Source organism: Lwoffella lincolnii, assembly GCF_037201985.1.
In the GTDB taxonomy this organism is placed as follows: Bacteria; Pseudomonadota; Gammaproteobacteria; order Pseudomonadales; family Moraxellaceae; genus Psychrobacter; species Psychrobacter lincolnii.
Genome location: NZ_CP147511.1, coordinates 1,939,236 through 1,956,917 on the forward strand (window position 1 = coordinate 1,939,236; position 17,682 = coordinate 1,956,917).

The window sequence follows — 17,682 nt, forward strand, 5'->3', positions numbered from 1 at the left end:
TTTTAGACAAATGGGCAGTTATTTATCTTAATAAATCATTTATCTTGATAAGCTATTTGCCTTGATAAGCAAGCTTCACACCCACGGCATAGCCATCGTTATCTTTAAATTCACCCACGACTTTACCATTAGGTAATTCGGCAGTGGCATCACCAAATTTTAAGTATTTGCCACCAACAGATAATGCCCACTCAGGTGTGAAATTGTACTTCACCCCACCACCAACGCTGTAATAGCCATTGACAGGACCTAATGAACTGACAGGGTTACCAGCACCAGAGTCCCAGCCCACATTAACCGAGCCTGAGAGTTTGTCATTAAAGCGTTTGCCCAGTCCCAAATCCACTTTCCATTGGTCTTCGCTGTATTGAACCAAATTTAACCCTTTAAGATATTGGACTTTAGATGCGGCATGATATAAAGGCGGAGTGATTTTAAAGTCACTCCAAGGTACCCAACGCACATCAAGCGTACCTAATAATTGATGTTCACGACTGATGCCAGTCTGTAGGTTGAAGTTCACTGATTGTGGCGTGGTGATTTTGACTTTATCTGCATTCACCACTCTTGCCTCAATGCCTGATTTCATGGTGGGAGACAGATAATTTAAAGAAGGTAAGCTCTCACCAATTGGTGCTTCATAATCAATTTCAGAACGATACGTCACAGCGGCTCTAAAGGCAATCTCAGGAATGCTATAAGCGGCACCTGCCACCCAGCCGAGCTTTGTTTGTGGGCTGACGTGAGCATCGTAGCCAGCTGAAGTCAGATAGGCAGGCCCACGTAATGCCACATCTGCTTTGATTTGTTGTAGGGCAGGTCCGCCATAGATTTGCAAATTTTTATTAGCACCCAATTTAACGCCCACCAAACCCGTTAAATTTTTTGAGTTGACCGTCACGGTGGTTGCTTGACCCAAAGACGACTGCACACCTCCAGCGATGGCATTGGCAGCGGTTAAGCTTCTGGCTCTGCCAGCCAGCGTCTGAGCTTGGGTTGCTAATTCTTGAGCTCGGGCTTGGGCTTGTTCTGCTTGTGTTTTTAAGGTTTGAGCTTGAGTCAAATTACCAGCAGCTTGAGCTTGCTGAGCTTGCTCAGCAAGTGATTTGGCAGTAATACCAGCTTGCCTAGCACCATCACCAGCTTGCCTAGCACCAGCCGCTAATTGCTCTAATTGCTCAGGGGTTGGCATAGCGGCTAAGGAGGTGATTCGACCGCCAGTCAGTTTATTGATGATGTCATCTGGGTTTCTTGAGACAAAGTTATCTTGACCAGTAAACACCGCATCAGCACCAAACGGCTCGTCATATAAGACACCCACGCTAAAGGTGTCATTCACATCTGCTTTAACGCCGTAACGAAAAAAATCATATTCTTTGGCGGCATCATTCACAGGATTGCCTTTTGTGTATTTTTTTAGGTCGTCAATTGTTAAGTCAGCATTATCATGACCTGTAACATTGGCATCGATATGAGTATAAACGGCTTCGGCGTAAGTGCCATCTTGTAAAAAAGCGGTCACATCTTGCCCTGAGCGGTCCATGGCAGCGGCAAAGCTCAAAGATGATGTTAAAGCGGTGGTAACACCAAGGGTAAGTTTGGTCAGTGAAAAGTGAGACATGGGTCTTCCTTGATAAATGGATAAAATGAAACGTTGTGGGATATTTGATTGATGAAAAATCAAGTTGGTTTACTTGACGTGATGGATTAGCAAGGAACTTGCAATCATTAATATGAATTATCTTAAACAAATTTGGTTGTAATGGCAATAAAAAAACCAACAAAATTGCATAAAAAATGACCTTAATGTCATACATTGTTTGGTTATTGTAAAAATAACATATTCAGTATCATGGATAAAAATCCTAATTTTTCATATTGACACAGTCAAAGATAAGATGGCTTGCCAGCATCAAATGACCTTGCTATCATGCTTTATTTATGTTACTGCCCACAAATTAAGCACACTCATGCCAAATACCTTAACCAAAAATACCTTAACCATTACTTTGTCCGAACAATCACAACATCTGCCACAACTGGCAACTGATTTGCTTGCCAAAAAGCAGTTAATCATTAACGGTCAAGCGACCGATGCCATCACCATTTATCAGGTGATTGATGCTCAAGGTTTGGCTTGTCCCATGCCACTTCTAAAAGCCAAAATGGCACTTAAACACACCCCACAAGGACAGGCGGTTTATTTACTTGCGTCTGATAAAAATTCTATCCACGACATTGCTGCCTTTGCCAAACATGCCAACCGACAGCTTTGGCAAGCCCATGGCAATGGCATGGACAATGACAACATAGACAGCGACATAGACATCGGCAACAACACTGACACCAGCCAATACCACTTTATCTTATGGTAATCACATCATCACAATTTACTTACACGACAACACTTAACATCCATTCATCAAATTCATATAATGACAAAATCTCATTGACAATCAACACAATAACCCAACCAATGGCCTGACAACCAAAAAACGCCCAACATTCAATGCTCAATATTAAAAACCCAATCAACCCCTACCTAAAGGTTACGCCATGGCACGCATCCACCCCATCGACACCAGACATAACAAAGACCATCACAAAGACGTTCAAAAGATTGATACAGATGAGATTGATTATGCAGGCACGCCCACCCATGCCGTTGTGCCTGCCATTCCCATGCACTTGACTGCCCCTGGGGTTAATCTTGGTGCGTACATCAATACGGTGCATCAAATCCCCATACTGACCCCAGAGCAAGAGCAAGAGTTGGCTCACCGCTATTATGATGACGGCGATGTTGAGGCTGCTCGTATGTTGGTCATGTCCCATTTACGCTTTGTCATTCACATTGCCCGCAGTTATTCAGGCTATGGACTGCCACAAGCCGACCTTATCCAAGAAGGCAACCTAGGACTGATGAAAGCGGTCAAACGTTTTGACCCTAATAAAGGCGTGCGTCTGGTGTCCTTTGCTGTACATTGGATAAAAGCTGAAATCCATGAATTTGTCATTCGCAACTGGCGGATTGTCAAGGTTGCCACCACCAAGGCTCACCGTAAACTGTTTTTTAACCTTAGAAGCCTAAAAAAAAGCAACAACCAACTTACCCTAGACGAAGCCGATGCCATCGCCAAAGACTTGGGCGTGACTCGCAAACAGGTGCTGGAAATGGAATCTCGCCTGACGTCGTATGACGCATCTTTTGAAACCCAAAACGACGATGATGATGAAGGACGCTACGCTCCCCAGTTATTTTTAGAAGATGGTGTTGACCCTGCTGAGTTGGTTGAAGAGGCTGATTGGGAAGCCAATAACACCAATGCACTGATGGCAGCCATGGATACCCTAGACGACCGCTCACGAGACATCGTTGAACAGCGGTGGTTGTCTGAGCAAAAATCAACGTTACACGAACTGGCAGCAGTCTATGACATTTCTGCTGAACGAGTTCGCCAAATCGAAAAAAACGCCATGGATAAAATCCGTGATGCCATGACCATCGACAGCTTGGTCATGCCAGATTATTAAGGGGCAACTGATGAACTGGATTGCCATCGCTGGCATCAATCTTAGCGTTGCTGTCGCTCTTGGGGCATTTGGGGCTCATGGGCTAAAATCCATCGTCAACTCAGAGCAGTTAGCATGGTGGCACACAGGCACGCTGTATCTGTTTTTTCATGCCTTAGGCTTGCTTATGATGGGCATACTGATAAAGGGCTGGCATTATCCACAGGGCATGGCGTGGATGATGCAGCTGGGCATGTTGATTTTTGCAGGCAGTTTATTTGCCATGACCTTAGGCTTGCCAAGGTGGTTGGGGGCAATCACCCCCATCGGAGGCATACTGATGATGGGTGCGTGGTTGTGGTTGGCGTGGGCAGCGATTCAAAACGGTTAAATCAAGTTATCCATTCAAATGCTGTTTAAAGCCACGCTCTTTACTGCGTTCCCAGTCTCTGTCTTTTAGGGTTTTACGTTTGTCGTGCAATTTTTTGCCTTTGGCCAAGGCAATTTGGCATTTGACCATGGATTTTTTCCAGTAGCAAGATAACGGCACACAGGCAAACCCCTTTTGATTGACTGCACCAAACAGCTTATCAATCTCTTTACGGTGAAGTAACAGCTTACGGGTACGAATGCTATCAGGGTTGATGTGGGTAGAGCTGGATAACAGCGGTTGAATATGTGCCCCAAATAAAAATGCCTCACCATCACGGAAGACCACATACGCTTCTGTGATGCTCATCTTACCTGCTCGAATGGCTTTGACTTCCCAACCTTGTAGGGCAATCCCCGCCTCAAACTTCTCTTCAATAAAATATTCGTGCCGAGCTTTTTTATTGGCACAAATCTGATTGTCTGGCTTTTTTGCCATGATATTATCCTCGCTTAACACCCACCATTAAAACGGAATGTCTTCATCGGCAGGTGCTGGCTGCATGGCAACGGCGTTATTGGGTTTGGGTTGATTTTGATTGTTTTGCCCTGCTTGTTGGGCTGAGTGATTGTCGGTGTTGTTAAAGTTGTTATTGTTAAAGTTATTTTGATAGGCATTGGCAGTGTTTTGATGGTTTTGAAATCCACTTTGATTGCCATTTGGGTTGCCATTTTGGTTTTGGAAGTTACCATAGCCTTGATGGCCGCCTTGATAACCACTTTGATAACCGCCTTGATGATTTTGGTTAGCGACTCCTCCTCTGGCACTGTTGGCACTGTCAAGCATTTGCATGTTGTCAGCACGGATTTCAGTGATGTAACGCTCCTGTCCATTTTGGTCTTGGTATTTACGAGTACGCAGACTGCCTTCGATATACACTTTACTGCCTTTACGCAAATATTGAGCAGCGACTTCACCCAGACGGTTAAACAGACTGATGCGATGCCATTCGGTGGCTTCACGAGGCTCTCCTGTTTGTTTGTCATTCCATTGCTCACTGGTGGCAACGGATATGTTGGTAACATTGCCTCCATTATTAAACTGACGCACTTCTGGGTCAGCCCCAAGGTTGCCAACGATGATGACTTTATTAACGCCTCGCATAAAATTTCCTTAATTTATCAAAAGTAATTTATCAAAAGTTTATCAAAAAAAATTATCAAAAATTCACCCTCACTTTAACGCAAATTGACATGAAAATCTAGCGGTGTGTGATGATGTTTTGGTGCTGATAGAATTGAGTGCTGATAGAATTGACGCAACTGCCACAGATGACACAACAACAAATTTTGCAGATAAAATTTGGGGAAACGGTTCGGTTGGCTAACAATTTGGTTTACTAACAATGGCGAAGTATTTACCAGCATGTTGCTTGTCCAAGATAATCTTGTCCAAGACAATGACGTCTTTAGCCTTTTAAAAAAAGGCATTGATGGGTGGATTGATGGGTGGCATGTCAAGATGAGTTGCGTCATGAGTGGCAAAATGATGCGGCTAATTATTAAACCAATCATTTATTATAAGTCAAGTAAGATGTTATTTTATCTGTATGAGTAATGATTAGGGTGTGAATGGATTAAAGATGTGAATTTTTACCAGTTCTCAATAAAATGTCAATGACAGGCACGCCCTAAGTCTGTCATCTATTTTTTTTGCTTGAAGCAACAGAGTTTACCCCCATTAACCCCATATCTGCCCAATGGCTCACTGAACAAAATGAACAAAACACCCAACAAAAGATTCTCTTATGGCACATGAACACATCAAAATCCGTGGGGCGCGCACCCATAATCTAAAAAACATTGACCTTGACATTCCACGAGATAAGTTTGTGGTCATCACTGGCCTGTCAGGGTCTGGCAAGTCCTCACTTGCCTTTGATACCCTGTATGCTGAAGGGCAACGCCGTTATGTCGAAAGTTTGTCAGCCTATGCACGCCAGTTTTTATCACAAATGGAAAAGCCAGAAGTGGACAGCATTGAAGGCTTATCACCCGCCATTGCCATTGAACAAAAATCCACCAACCACAATCCACGTTCTACGGTAGGGACAATTACTGAGATTTATGACTATTTACGCCTGTTATATGCCCGTGTAGGCACCCCATACTGTCCTGAGCATGGCGAGCCGATGGTGGCACAGACCATCAGTGAGATGGTAGATGACATCATGGCGTTACCAATCGACAGTAAGCTGATGATATTAGCGCCTGTGGTACGAGACCGCAAAGGAGAACATACGCTGTTGTTAGAACAACTGATGGGTCAAGGTTTTGTGCGAGTGCGTATTGATGGTCATATCTATGACATGGATAACTTGCCAGTCTTACAGAAGAATAAAAAGCACCGCATCGAGGTGGTGATTGACCGCTTTAAGGTGCGTGAAGATTTGGGCAACCGAGTGGCGGAAAGCTTAGAGACCGCCCTGCGATTGGGGCAAGATTTGGCGATATTGCACCATATGGACAGAGCCGATGACGCTGATGGGGGCGACCAGTTGTTATCTGCTAAGCATTCTTGTCCCATTTGTGACCGTGCGGTGGGTGAGCTTGAGCCACGATTGTTTAGTTTTAACAACCCTTATGGGGCGTGTCCTGCCTGTGATGGTTTGGGCAAACGTCAATATTTTAGTGCCGATAAGCTCATTACCCATGCAGAAAAAAGCCTAAACCAAGGGGCAATTCATGGTTGGGACAAACGCCATGCCTATTATTTTGGGCTATTAACCACTGTCTGTCAGCATTATGACATCAGTATGGACAAGCCTTGGCAAGAGTTATCCAAAAAACAGCAAAACATCATTTTACAAGGCTCTGGTAAAGATAAAATTGCTTTTAAATTCACCGACGAACGTGGACGCAAAACGGATAAAACCGTGCCATTTGAAGGTATTTTGCCTTATCTGGAGCGTCGTTATGCCAAAACCACCAGCAATTTGGTGCGTGATGAGTTGGCAAAATATTTGGCTGACACCACCTGTAACGTCTGTGATGGGTCAAGACTGAACGAAATTGCCCGCAATGTGAAAGTAGATGGTCGCACCATCGCCGATATTGTGAAATTATCGATTGGTGATGCCAAAAACCACCATGCCAACCTTAAGCTTGATGGCCATCGTGGTGAGATTGCCGATAAAATCATTAAGGAGATAAACGAACGCTTGGGTTTTTTGGTCAGTGTGGGGTTGGATTATTTAACCATGGCAAGAAGTGCTGAAACCTTATCAGGTGGTGAAGCTCAACGTATCCGCTTAGCCAGTCAGATTGGGGCAGGATTGATGGGAGTGATGTATGTGCTTGATGAGCCGTCTATTGGTCTGCATCAGCGAGACAACGACCGCCTGCTTAAGACCTTAACTCGATTAAGAGACTTGGGCAATACGGTGTTGGTGGTGGAGCACGACGAAGACGCCATTCGCCAAGCTGACCATATTATTGACATTGGTGTGGGGGCAGGCGTGCATGGAGGGCGAGTGATTGCCGAAGGCAATGCCAAACAAATCGCTAAGGTCAAAGAATCTTTAACAGGACAATATTTGTCTGGAGAAAAATCAATCGCTGTTCCCAAAGTGCGTCATTCTGCCAAAACTCAAGAGCAACAGATTGGCACAGGCAAACAAAAAGCAACCAAACAACAGCCAATGTACATTGAACTCAAAGGTGCGATGGGTAATAACTTAAAATCTGTGGATTTAAAATTACCCATCGGAGTCATGACTTGTGTCACTGGTGTATCAGGCTCTGGTAAGTCCACCTTGATTAATCGCACCTTAATGCCAATATCTGCCACCCAACTTAACAACGCCAGCACGCTCGTTCCCGAACAGTACGAGAGCATAACAGGGCTTGAGCATTTGGACAAAATGGTAGACATTGACCAAAGTCCCATTGGGCGTACCCCACGCTCCAACCCCGCCACTTATACAGGCGTGTTCACACCCATTCGTGAACTGTTCGCCCAAGTGCCAGAAGCCAGAGCAAGGGGGTATCAAGCGGGGCGTTTTAGTTTTAATGTCAAAGGTGGTCGCTGTGAAACTTGCCAAGGTGATGGGCTGATTAAAGTAGAAATGCACTTTTTACCTGATATGTACGTACCATGTGACAGCTGTCATGGCAAACGCTACAACCGTGAAACGCTAGAAATCCATTATAAAGGCAAGACCATCAGCGATGTGTTGGAGATGACGGTGGAAGATGCAACTGAATTTTTTGCCGCCATTCCTGCCATTCATCGCCGTCTACAAGCTTTAACAGACGTAGGACTAAGCTATGTCCGTCTAGGACAATCTGCCCCAACGTTATCAGGAGGCGAAGCCCAACGTGTCAAGCTGGCTCGAGAACTTGCCAAACGTGACACAGGGCAAACGCTGTACATTCTTGATGAGCCCACCACAGGATTGCATTTTCATGACATTGCCAAGTTGCTTAATATCTTGCATGCCTTACGTGATAAGGGCAATACCATTGTGGTGATTGAGCATAATTTAGATGTGATTAAGACAGCAGATTGGATTGTTGACTTAGGTCCTGAAGGGGGCAAAGGTGGTGGTGAAATCATCGCTGAAGGCACACCTGAGCAAGTGGCTCAAATTGCATTGTCGCATACTGGGCAGTTTTTAAAGCAGATGTTGGGGTAAGTAAAGTTGAAATAAGCAAAATGGTTTTATATTTAAAATTTAAGTTATTATTTAAAATCTAAGTTATTAAATCTATGACAGACCATCAACGCTGTTGATTAATGACTTTAGCAGCCATTTCTTTATTGGAATTAATCTTATGTTTATTTGGTATCTTACAATGTACATAATAATCTCCAATAAAAGCAAAATCTGGTTTGGTGACATCTAAATTTAAACCTAAGACCTCATTAAAATATAGAGCCATCCCATCGTATTTATATTTAAGTTCTATCTTTCCTTGGACTGTCTTAATCAAAGATGAATTGGTTTTTAATGTATTCGATACACTTAAAAATTAAGCTTCTTTTTTATTGGATTTATTATTCATATTTGGTTGGCGGTTATTTTAAGCCAGCGGTCATTTCACACTTATTGGGCAAACCAAAACCACCGTTTGCTGATTATATTTATGCGGCAAATATTATCAGTTAGGTTATATGGCAAAATTATATTTTGTGCAAATCAAAGGCAAATTTCGTCATTGCAAGGATTTTGATTTTTTTTAATTACTCAGCTTTTTAATTACTCAGCAAAAAAACCAAAATTTATCCCAATAAGACATGCAAAAGTTTCAAGATTATTTTGATGACCATCATCATGTGTTTGATAAATCACCATTTGACATCACATGGGCATTAATCAGCTTTGATGTCCACCATTAAAGCCATCTACCACTAAAGTGGTAGGTATTTTACTATTAGGTGAATGGTAATTTTATTAAAAATTTGTTACCGTATCAATTCACCCATCACCGAGGCAACGCTTAACGCAAGATACCTTTATGAAAACCTTATCAATCATGCAACCAGCCAATATTGGGCTTGGTCTACATCAATCTCGCCAGCCCATCGCCAGCCACAATCCGCCCATGATGCCTTTGATTGATAATTTTCAGCGTCGCCTAACTTATCTTCGGTTATCTGTTACCGATTTTTGTAATTTCCGTTGTGATTATTGCCTACCAAATGGCTATCTTGCTCATGGCAAAAAACGCCCAAATAATGAACTGACCCTTGATGAAATGGCGGTTTTGTTCGATGGCTTTAGCATACTTGGAACAAAAAAAATTCGCCTAACTGGGGGTGAACCAAGCATTCGCCGTGATTTGGCGGACATCATCGCCTTGGCTCGTCAATATCCCACCTTAAATACTGTGGCAGTCAGCTCAAATGGCTATAAACTTGCCAAGCATTTATCTGCTTGGCAAACGGCAGGGTTGTCGCAATTAAATGTCAGTATTGACAGCTTTGATGCTGATGTTTTTCGCCAAATCACAGGGTTTGATATGTTGCCAACTTTGCTTAAAGATTTGGACACCTTATTAGAAACCACAGACATTCGTTTAAAGCTCAATGGTATTTTAAAGGCAGATACTGCCTTTGATAATCTACAGCACGCATTGGCGTATGTTAAAGACCGTCCTGTTACTTATCGCTTTATTGAATTTATGCAGACCAGCGATAATCGTGAGCTGTTTTTTGCTCAACATGCCAGCGGTAAGATAATTCAGCGATATTTATTAGACCATGGTTGGATAATGACCCCAAAAGCTGATGATGCAGGGCCTGCCATTGAGTATCATCATGCTGATTATATGGGCAAAATTGGCATCATTGAGCCATATGCACCACAGTTTTGTAACAGTTGTAACCGTTTGCGAGTCAGCAGTTTGGGCAAAGTGCATTTGTGTTTATTTGACCAGGCCAATTATGACATTCGCCAGTTTTTAACGGCAGGCGATGTTCATGGTCTAATCGCCACATTACAACGCTTGATGCCAATTAAGCCTGAACATCATCATTTGTTGGATAACAACAGTGGCATCATGCAAAACTTGTCCATGGTGGGTGGCTAATCACATCTCATCACATTGAGCTATCACCATCTGACTTTAGCATCTATTCTTAGCATCATATCATCTTATGTCAATGTCTGGTTAAGGAGACTTTATGAATGACACCGCCAAATCCGAAAAATCTTTTATCCCCTTAAACATCGCTGTTTTAACTGTGTCCGATACTCGCACGCTTGATGAAGACACATCGGGCAAATACTTAGCTGACAGCGTAACCCAAGCAGGTCATACCTTAGCGGAGCGGGCCTTAACCACCGATTGCATCTATCAAATCCGCGCCATCATCAGCAAATGGATAGCCAACCCAGCCATTCATGCGGTGATTACCACAGGTGGCACAGGTTTTTATGTCCGTGATAGCATGCCAGAGGCGGTATCACCGTTATTTGATAAAGAAGTGCAAGGTTTTGGTGAGATGTTTCGCATCTTATCCAAAGATGACATTGGCATGAGTACCTTACAATCTCGAGCGGTGGCAGGCATGGCAAATAACACAGCAATTTTTTGTTTGCCCGGCTCAACAGGGGCATGCCGAACAGGCTGGGAAGGGATTTTAAAAGAACAGCTTGATAATCGTACCCGCCCATGTAACTTTGTGCCACATCTGATGCGTGAAAATCCGACGCATGATTGAGCCAAAACACATGATGATGCCAGTGGGGGTTGTGATTTTAGCAGGGGGTGAATCGTCTCGCATGGGGTCGCCCAAGGCGTTGTTGCCATTAACGCATGATGAGAGGCATGATGAAACTTTGCTTGATTTTCACATTCGCCATGCCCAACGCTTAAATCTGCCCATCATGGTGGCAGACAATGGTAAAAATTTTTGTCAGTCTAACACCATAACCATCATTGATGACCATCTAAACCATGACAAACATGGTAAAGGAGCAGGGGCATTATCAGCAATCGCAGGGGCAATGAAACATTGCTCAGAAGATGGATTTTTGCTTGTGTTAAGCTGTGATAGCCTACTTGGGGCGGACATTGTGTTTGAGCAATTAACACATGGCAATCATGCCGATGTGATTTATTTAAAAGGCGATAAAGAGTATCCATTATTAGCCATGTATCATACCAATTTATTGGCAAAATTAACCCAATTTTTGGACAAGGGTAACCGTTCGGTAATGGCATTTTTATCACAAATTAACAGCCATGCCATCAGCATACCCCATCAATGGCAATCGCTGACCAATTTTAATACCATTCAAGAATTTCATACCGCCCTACATCATTTGAAAAATGGCATAAAAAAAGAGAATCCAATGACCGAAAATAAACAATTCACCCACCTGACAGCAGATGGTGATATCGCCATGGTTGATGTGTCAAACAAAACCGCCACCCATCGCACCGCCACCGCCACAGGACAAGTCATCTTTCCTGCCGATATTTATCAAGCAATAAAATCAACCGACGGTATGACAAAAAAAGGGTCAATTACCCAGACCGCCCACATTGCAGGTGTGATGGCTGCCAAACATACCCATGAGCTGATTCCACTTTGCCACCAACTGCCCCTAGACAGCGTCAAACTTAGCTTTGAATACGATGACAAACACCATGCCATTAACATCACCGCCACCGCCAAAGTTACCCACAAAACAGGCGTAGAAATGGAAGCATTAACCGCTGTGTCAGTGGCGTGTCTGACCATTTATGACATGACCAAGGCATTATCACACGACATCAACATCAGCAACATTAAGCTTGTGAACAAAACTGGGGGGAAGTCTGACTATGTCAACCGCTAAAATGTCAACTGCCAAAACATTACACCTGCTGTATTTTGCAAGCCTTGCTGAACAGGCAGGCAAAGATGAAGAGCATCTGCAATTTGTTGGGACAAGCTTGAGCGAACTTTATGAACAGTTAAGTGAGCAATACGCTTTTGATTTAACACAAGATAAGCTTGCGGTTGCCATTAACCATCAAATGGGTGATTGGCATACACCCATTGCCCATGGCGACATCATCGCCTTTATTCCACCTGTGGCAGGAGGATAACATGGCATCATCAGCACATCAAACATCGATACATCAAGGGTCATCTGTCATCACATCAAGCATTGACGATGCTTATCAAGTTGCCATATCACAAGGCTTTGCTCTGGTGGATAAACCCATAGATGACAAACGGCTCAAATCTGCCCTAATGTATGACGATTGTGGGGCGTTGGCCACCTTTGAAGGCTGGGTACGTAACCACAACAATGCTCGCCCAGTCAAGAAACTGACCTACTATGGCTATGAACAGCTGGCAGTAAATCAAGGCAAAAAACTCATTGACCAAGCCAAAGAACGCTTTGACATCAAAACTGCGGTCGCCATACATCGCATTGGTGATTTGGCGATTGGCGATATGGCGGTATGGATAGGGGTGGTGTCTGCACATCGCCATTCTGCTTTTGATGCCTGTCGCTGGCTACTTGATGCCATCAAAGCAGACATTCCTGTATGGAAGCAAGAATTTTATACCGACAGCAACCAAAGTTTATGGCTAAGTAATAATGGCTAAGTCATTATCATAATCAATTTTTATCAGCCATCAATCAAGAAGAATACCCATGGCAATCAGTGCAAGAAATCAACTTAACGCCACCATCAAACACATTCAATCAGGGGCGGTCAATGATGTCATCAAACTTAGTTTAACCGATGGCGATGAATTAACGGCTGTGATTACCTCAGAGAGTACCAAGCGTCTTAACCTTGCTGTTGGCAGCAGCGTGGTGGCGATTTTTAAAGCCCCATCGGTCATCGTCGCAACAGATGATGAACTGATTTTATCGTCTCGCAACCAATTGCAAGGCACGGTGGAGAGCATCACCGACGGTGCGGTGAATGCCGAAATTACCATCAAAACCGCCAGCGGTACAGTGATTAGTGCCATCATCACCAGCCAAAGCTGTCAAAATCTAAACTTAGCCGTGGGTTTGCCTGTTACTGCCTTAATTAAGGCATCACACATTGTTGTTGGTGTCAAAAAGTAACGCCCAAACCCCACAACCACAGAACAAACAGGAGCATGTCATGACAGCAACCATCAAATCAGCCATCAAACCTTTATTCATCGCCATGATGGTCATGGGGGCAACATCGGCTCATGCAGACATCACCGTGTATGCCGCCGCCAGCATGACCAACGCCGTCGAAGACATCAATAAGTTGTATGAAAAAAAATACAACAGCAAAGTAAAAACCTCATTCGCCGCTTCATCTACCCTTGCCAAACAAATTGAGCAAGGTGCACCTGCTGACATTTACATCTCGGCAAACACCTCTTGGATGGATTATCTTGCCAAAAAAGATAAGATTGTTACCAGCAGCTACAAAAACCTATTGGGCAACCACTTGGTGATGATTACCCCCAAAAACAACCCCATCAAGACCAATATTAAGATGGATAAATCCTTTGACATCGGCAATGCCTTTACAGGCAAGCTATGCACTGGCAACACCGCCAGCGTGCCTGTGGGCAAATACGCCAAAGAAGCCCTAACCAACCTGGGTTGGTGGGACACCATCAAACCACGCTTGGTAGAGACCGAAGATGTGCGTGCTGCACTAAACTTTGTGAACCGTGGTGAATGTCAGTTGGGCATTGTCTATGCCACAGATGCCAAAGTGGTTAAAAATGTGCAAGTGATTAACACTTTCCCAATCACCACACACACGCCGATTGTCTACCCCATCAGCATGGTTAAGCAAAGTCGTGAAGCCCAGCAGTATTATGACTTTTTACAGACCAATGAAGCCAAAGCGGTTTATCGCAAATATGGTTTTAGTGTCTTGTAATCAGTGTCTTGTCATCATTTTTATCAAGGCTTGGTACAATCATGAACCTAACACTGTCGCCTGATGAGATGGAGGTCATCAAACTGTCCTATCAAATCGCAAGCGTGAGTCTTCTGGTCAACCTATTGCCAGCAATTGCCATGGGTTGGCTGTTGGCTCGCAAAGATTTTTTTGGCAAGTCTTTGTTTGAAACCCTTGTGTTTTTGCCCTTAGTTCTGCCCCCTGTTGTGCCAGGCTATATTTTGCTGGTCTTATTTGGTAATCAAGGGGTCATCGGACAATATTTATCACAGTTGGGGTTTGATTTGGCATTTAATTGGAAAGGGGCGGTACTGGCATCAGCGGTCATGGGCTTTCCCTTGATGGTGCAATCGGTACGCCTTGCCATTGAATTGGTGGATAAACGCCTTGAACTGACCGCCATGTCATTGGGAGCAAGCCGTTTACAGGCATTTTTTCAGATAACCTTGCCACTGGCGGGTGCTGGGATTGTGATTGGGGCAATTTTATCGTTTTGTCGCAGTTTGGGCGAATTTGGGGCAACCATCACCTTTGTGGGCAACATATCGGGGGAGACTCGCACCTTGCCATTGGCGATTTATAGCCTACTACAACAACCTGACAGCGATGCCCAAATCATGCGATTGTTGATGTTGTCGGTTGGGGTGGCGTTTTCGGCATTATGGTTGTCGCAGTGGTATGCTCGTTATCAAAAAAGAAGACTTGCACAATGACCCAAACCGCACAAACACAAACCGCCCAAACATCAAAAGATGACCCTTTGATATTTGATTGTCATTTTCAACTGGTGCTTGGCAGGCTGGATTTATCCGTTGACTTACAATCATCACAGCCTGTCATGGGGCTGTTTGGGATTTCAGGCTCTGGCAAAACCAGCATTTTACACACCATCGCAGGGCTAAACACCCCAAAAAAAGGCAGTATCCGTATCAATGGGCAAACTTGGTTTGATGGCGAAAAAAAAATCAACATGCCCATTCAGCAGCGACGAGTGGGCTTGGTGTTTCAAGATGCCCAAATTTTCCCCCATAAATCGGTGATGAATAATTTGCTATTTGGTTATCACAACATTGATGATGACCAAAGACGCTTTCACCCTGATGAAATCATTGAGCTGTTAAAATTAGGGCATCTGACCCAGCGTATGCCCACCAAACTGTCAGGCGGTGAAAAACAGCGAGTGGCACTTGGGCGAGCGTTGCTTTATTCGCCAAATTTGTTACTTTTAGATGAACCGTTATCCGCCTTAGACAGCATTCATAAACAAGAGATTTTGCCATTTTTTGAGCAGATTATCCGCACCACTCACATTCCCATGCTGTATGTCAGCCATGACAAATCAGAAATCCAGCAACTGACTGATGAGATTTATTATTTGTCTTAGTTATTTTCCCTAGGGGTTAGTTATCGGTTACCTACCTTAGGGCGTGTTCCTAATTTGTCATCTGTTGACGATTGATTGTTAACAATTGATAATTGATGATTAGCCATTCATTTTTATTCAAAAGGAAAATTTATGACCACCGATAACACCATCAACACCCCCAATAACACATCTAACAACACCCCCAGCAACACACTTAATCACCCCGTTGCCAATCTAGAGCCTAAAGAGGTCTGGTCATATTTTTATCAACTCACGCAAATTCCCAGACCATCACACCATGAAGAAGCCATTCAACAGTTTATGCTAGATTTTGGTAAAAGCTTGGGATTGGACACGCTAAAAGATGAAGTGGGCAACATCATCATTAAAAAACCTGCCACCCAAGGCATGGAACATTGTAAACCAGTGATTTTACAATCACATTTGGACATGGTGGCACAAGCCAACAAAGACAGCCAACATGACTTTGCCACCGACCCTTTACAAGTATACATTGATGAAGTAACTTCTGACACGCCTGCCAACATCAACGCCAATGAAATGGGACAATGGGTCAAGGCTCATGGCACAACCTTAGGGGCAGATAACGGCATGGGTGTGGCTGCCATCATGGCGGTGCTTGCCAGTGATGACATCGCTCACCCTGACATAGAAGCCTTATTTACCAGCACTGAAGAGACAGGCATGGTGGGTGCGTTTGGACTACAGCCCAATATGTTAGAGGGTGAGATTTTACTTAATTTAGACTCAGAAGAGTTGGGAGAATTGTACATTGGTTGTGCTGGCGGAGTTGATGTAACCGCCAAGATGACCATTCGCCGCCAGCCCATACCTGATGGCATGGCAATCCATCACATCAAGCTGACAGGACTGCGTGGCGGACATTCTGGGCTAAACATCATTGACCAGCGTGCTAACGCCAATAAGCTATTGGTGCGGTGGTTGCTTGATTTAGATGATGTCTTAGGCGATAAATGGCGATTGATACGCTTAGATGGTGGCAACTTACGCAATGCCATTCCCCGTGAAGCAGATGCCATCATCGCTTTTGACCCTGTCCATCTTGATGACATCAAACGACATCTTACAGACCATCTTTTAACCTTGGCAAGCGAATATCAAGGCATCGAAAATGTCAAAAATCAGATGAGCATGACCATTGAACCTGTGCAACATGGCAATACACAACAGGATAAACAGCCAACTGATGCCATTGTGCCTGATGATGCCCAAAAGGTGCTCAATGTGATACATGCCTGCCCCAATGGGGTTTATCGCATGAGTGTGAGCATGAATGACTTGGTCGAAACTTCGGTCAATATGGGCATTGTCAGCACTGATGAGCATCAAATCACCATCAGTCAGCTCATCCGTTCATCACTAGACAGCAGCAAACAAGATTTATCTCGCCAATTACAAAGCCTATACACCTTAGCAGGGGCAAGCGTTGAGCTGTCTGGCAATTACCCAGGGTGGTCGCCCAATATGAACTCAGATATCTTAAAAGTCATGCAACACACAGGCAAAGAGCTGTTTGGGCAATCACCTGCCCTAAAAGGCATTCATGCAGGGTTAGAGTGTGGCATATTGGCACGACATTACCCACATTGGGACATGATTTCTTTTGGACCAACCATCACAGGGGCTCACTCACCTGATGAACGAGTGAAGGTGGACACAGTCGCTGTGTTCTTTGACTGGTTAAAAATGACTTTGGCCCATATTCCCAAACGATAAGCCAATCAGTGATAAGCTTGGGTTGTACCATGCTTGGGTTGTATTATGAAGTTTTTCTAATAATTTTTTTACACACACAACCCAAGCTCCTTCATCAATTCTTTATCAATCATTGGCAGTCAGTTACTAAAAATAACCATGATGCTGATGTGAATTCGTTTTTTTATGGTAACATAAACGAGTGGTTATTAACTTTTTCTTTACAACCAGATTGACAACCAAATTCATTGGTCCTTACCTATCCACTTCCACCATGATTT

General features: G+C 43.9%; 18 protein-coding genes and 1 pseudogene. 15 read left to right on the forward strand and 4 right to left on the reverse strand.

Annotation, left to right across the window (positions count from 1 at the left end; all coding sequences use genetic code 11):
- Positions 1-52: 52 nt before the first annotated feature.
- The gene (locus tag WDM69_RS08705; RefSeq protein WP_338755341.1) at positions 53-1,621 is read right to left on the reverse strand and encodes a hypothetical protein; all 1,569 of its coding nucleotides are present in this window, start codon (positions 1,619-1,621) and stop codon (positions 53-55) included.
- A 349-nt stretch (positions 1,622-1,970) separates the two neighbouring features.
- On the opposite strand from WDM69_RS08705, the gene WDM69_RS08710 reads away from it, so the two are divergent.
- From WDM69_RS08710 to WDM69_RS08720, 3 genes are all read left to right on the forward strand, one after another.
- Complete coding sequence (locus tag WDM69_RS08710) at positions 1,971-2,375, forward strand: sulfurtransferase TusA family protein (RefSeq protein ID WP_143823343.1); 405 nt, start codon at positions 1,971-1,973, stop codon at positions 2,373-2,375.
- Positions 2,376-2,556: 181 nt separating this feature from the next.
- Positions 2,557-3,534: an RNA polymerase sigma factor RpoH gene (gene rpoH, locus WDM69_RS08715; RefSeq protein ID WP_338755342.1), complete on the forward strand. Its 978-nt coding sequence runs from the start codon at positions 2,557-2,559 to the stop codon at positions 3,532-3,534.
- Between the two features lie 10 nt (positions 3,535-3,544).
- Positions 3,545-3,904, forward strand: a complete 360-nt coding sequence (locus WDM69_RS08720) for a DUF423 domain-containing protein (protein ID WP_338755343.1) — start codon at positions 3,545-3,547, stop codon at positions 3,902-3,904.
- Positions 3,905-3,910: 6 nt separating this feature from the next.
- Here WDM69_RS08720 and smpB read toward each other — a convergent pair whose 3' ends face one another.
- From smpB to WDM69_RS08735, 3 genes are all read right to left on the reverse strand, one after another.
- Complete coding sequence (smpB, locus tag WDM69_RS08725; RefSeq protein WP_078308278.1) at positions 3,911-4,381, reverse strand: SsrA-binding protein SmpB; 471 nt, start codon at positions 4,379-4,381, stop codon at positions 3,911-3,913.
- Between the two features lie 27 nt (positions 4,382-4,408).
- Complete coding sequence (ssb, locus tag WDM69_RS08730) at positions 4,409-5,047, reverse strand: single-stranded DNA-binding protein (protein ID WP_338755344.1); 639 nt, start codon at positions 5,045-5,047, stop codon at positions 4,409-4,411.
- A 74-nt stretch (positions 5,048-5,121) separates the two neighbouring features.
- A complete protein-coding gene (locus tag WDM69_RS08735; protein WP_338755345.1) occupies positions 5,122-5,310 on the reverse strand; it encodes a hypothetical protein in 189 nt (62 codons plus the stop codon).
- Between the two features lie 380 nt (positions 5,311-5,690).
- On the opposite strand from WDM69_RS08735, the gene uvrA reads away from it, so the two are divergent.
- From uvrA to WDM69_RS08795, 12 genes and pseudogenes are all read left to right on the forward strand, one after another.
- Positions 5,691-8,579, forward strand: a complete 2,889-nt coding sequence (gene uvrA / locus WDM69_RS08740; RefSeq protein WP_338755346.1) for an excinuclease ABC subunit UvrA — start codon at positions 5,691-5,693, stop codon at positions 8,577-8,579.
- A gap of 910 nt (positions 8,580-9,489) precedes the next feature.
- Positions 9,490-10,476 carry a GTP 3',8-cyclase MoaA gene (moaA, locus tag WDM69_RS08745; RefSeq protein WP_411350806.1) on the forward strand — a complete coding sequence of 329 codons (987 nt, stop codon included), beginning with the start codon at positions 9,490-9,492 and terminating at the stop codon, positions 10,474-10,476.
- Between the two features lie 94 nt (positions 10,477-10,570).
- On the forward strand, positions 10,571-11,110 hold the full coding sequence (gene moaB / locus WDM69_RS08750; protein ID WP_338755348.1) for a molybdenum cofactor biosynthesis protein B: 540 nt from the start codon (positions 10,571-10,573) through the stop codon (positions 11,108-11,110).
- A 61-nt stretch (positions 11,111-11,171) separates the two neighbouring features.
- A pseudogene (mobA, locus tag WDM69_RS08755) lies at positions 11,172-11,558 on the forward strand (molybdenum cofactor guanylyltransferase); the annotation flags it as partial.
- Positions 11,559-11,744: 186 nt separating this feature from the next.
- A complete protein-coding gene (gene moaC / locus WDM69_RS08760; RefSeq protein ID WP_338755919.1) occupies positions 11,745-12,233 on the forward strand; it encodes a cyclic pyranopterin monophosphate synthase MoaC in 489 nt (162 codons plus the stop codon).
- A gap of 1 nt (position 12,234) precedes the next feature.
- Positions 12,235-12,486: a MoaD/ThiS family protein gene (locus tag WDM69_RS08765; RefSeq protein ID WP_422393277.1), complete on the forward strand. Its 252-nt coding sequence runs from the start codon at positions 12,235-12,237 to the stop codon at positions 12,484-12,486.
- A gap of 1 nt (position 12,487) precedes the next feature.
- Positions 12,488-12,997 carry a molybdenum cofactor biosynthesis protein MoaE gene (locus WDM69_RS08770; RefSeq protein ID WP_338755350.1) on the forward strand — a complete coding sequence of 170 codons (510 nt, stop codon included), beginning with the start codon at positions 12,488-12,490 and terminating at the stop codon, positions 12,995-12,997.
- A 49-nt stretch (positions 12,998-13,046) separates the two neighbouring features.
- Positions 13,047-13,472, forward strand: coding sequence for a TOBE domain-containing protein (locus tag WDM69_RS08775; protein WP_338755351.1), 426 nt, complete (start codon positions 13,047-13,049; stop codon positions 13,470-13,472).
- Between the two features lie 40 nt (positions 13,473-13,512).
- Positions 13,513-14,277, forward strand: a complete 765-nt coding sequence (modA, locus tag WDM69_RS08780) for a molybdate ABC transporter substrate-binding protein (RefSeq protein WP_338755352.1) — start codon at positions 13,513-13,515, stop codon at positions 14,275-14,277.
- A 41-nt stretch (positions 14,278-14,318) separates the two neighbouring features.
- A complete protein-coding gene (gene modB / locus WDM69_RS08785) occupies positions 14,319-15,011 on the forward strand; it encodes a molybdate ABC transporter permease subunit (protein WP_003657683.1) in 693 nt (230 codons plus the stop codon).
- A gap of 50 nt (positions 15,012-15,061) precedes the next feature.
- Positions 15,062-15,682, forward strand: a complete 621-nt coding sequence (locus WDM69_RS08790) for an ATP-binding cassette domain-containing protein (RefSeq protein WP_411350804.1) — start codon at positions 15,062-15,064, stop codon at positions 15,680-15,682.
- Positions 15,683-15,814: 132 nt separating this feature from the next.
- The gene (locus tag WDM69_RS08795) at positions 15,815-17,422 is read left to right on the forward strand and encodes an aminoacyl-histidine dipeptidase (protein ID WP_338755354.1); all 1,608 of its coding nucleotides are present in this window, start codon (positions 15,815-15,817) and stop codon (positions 17,420-17,422) included.
- The last annotated feature ends 260 nt before the right edge of the window (positions 17,423-17,682 follow it).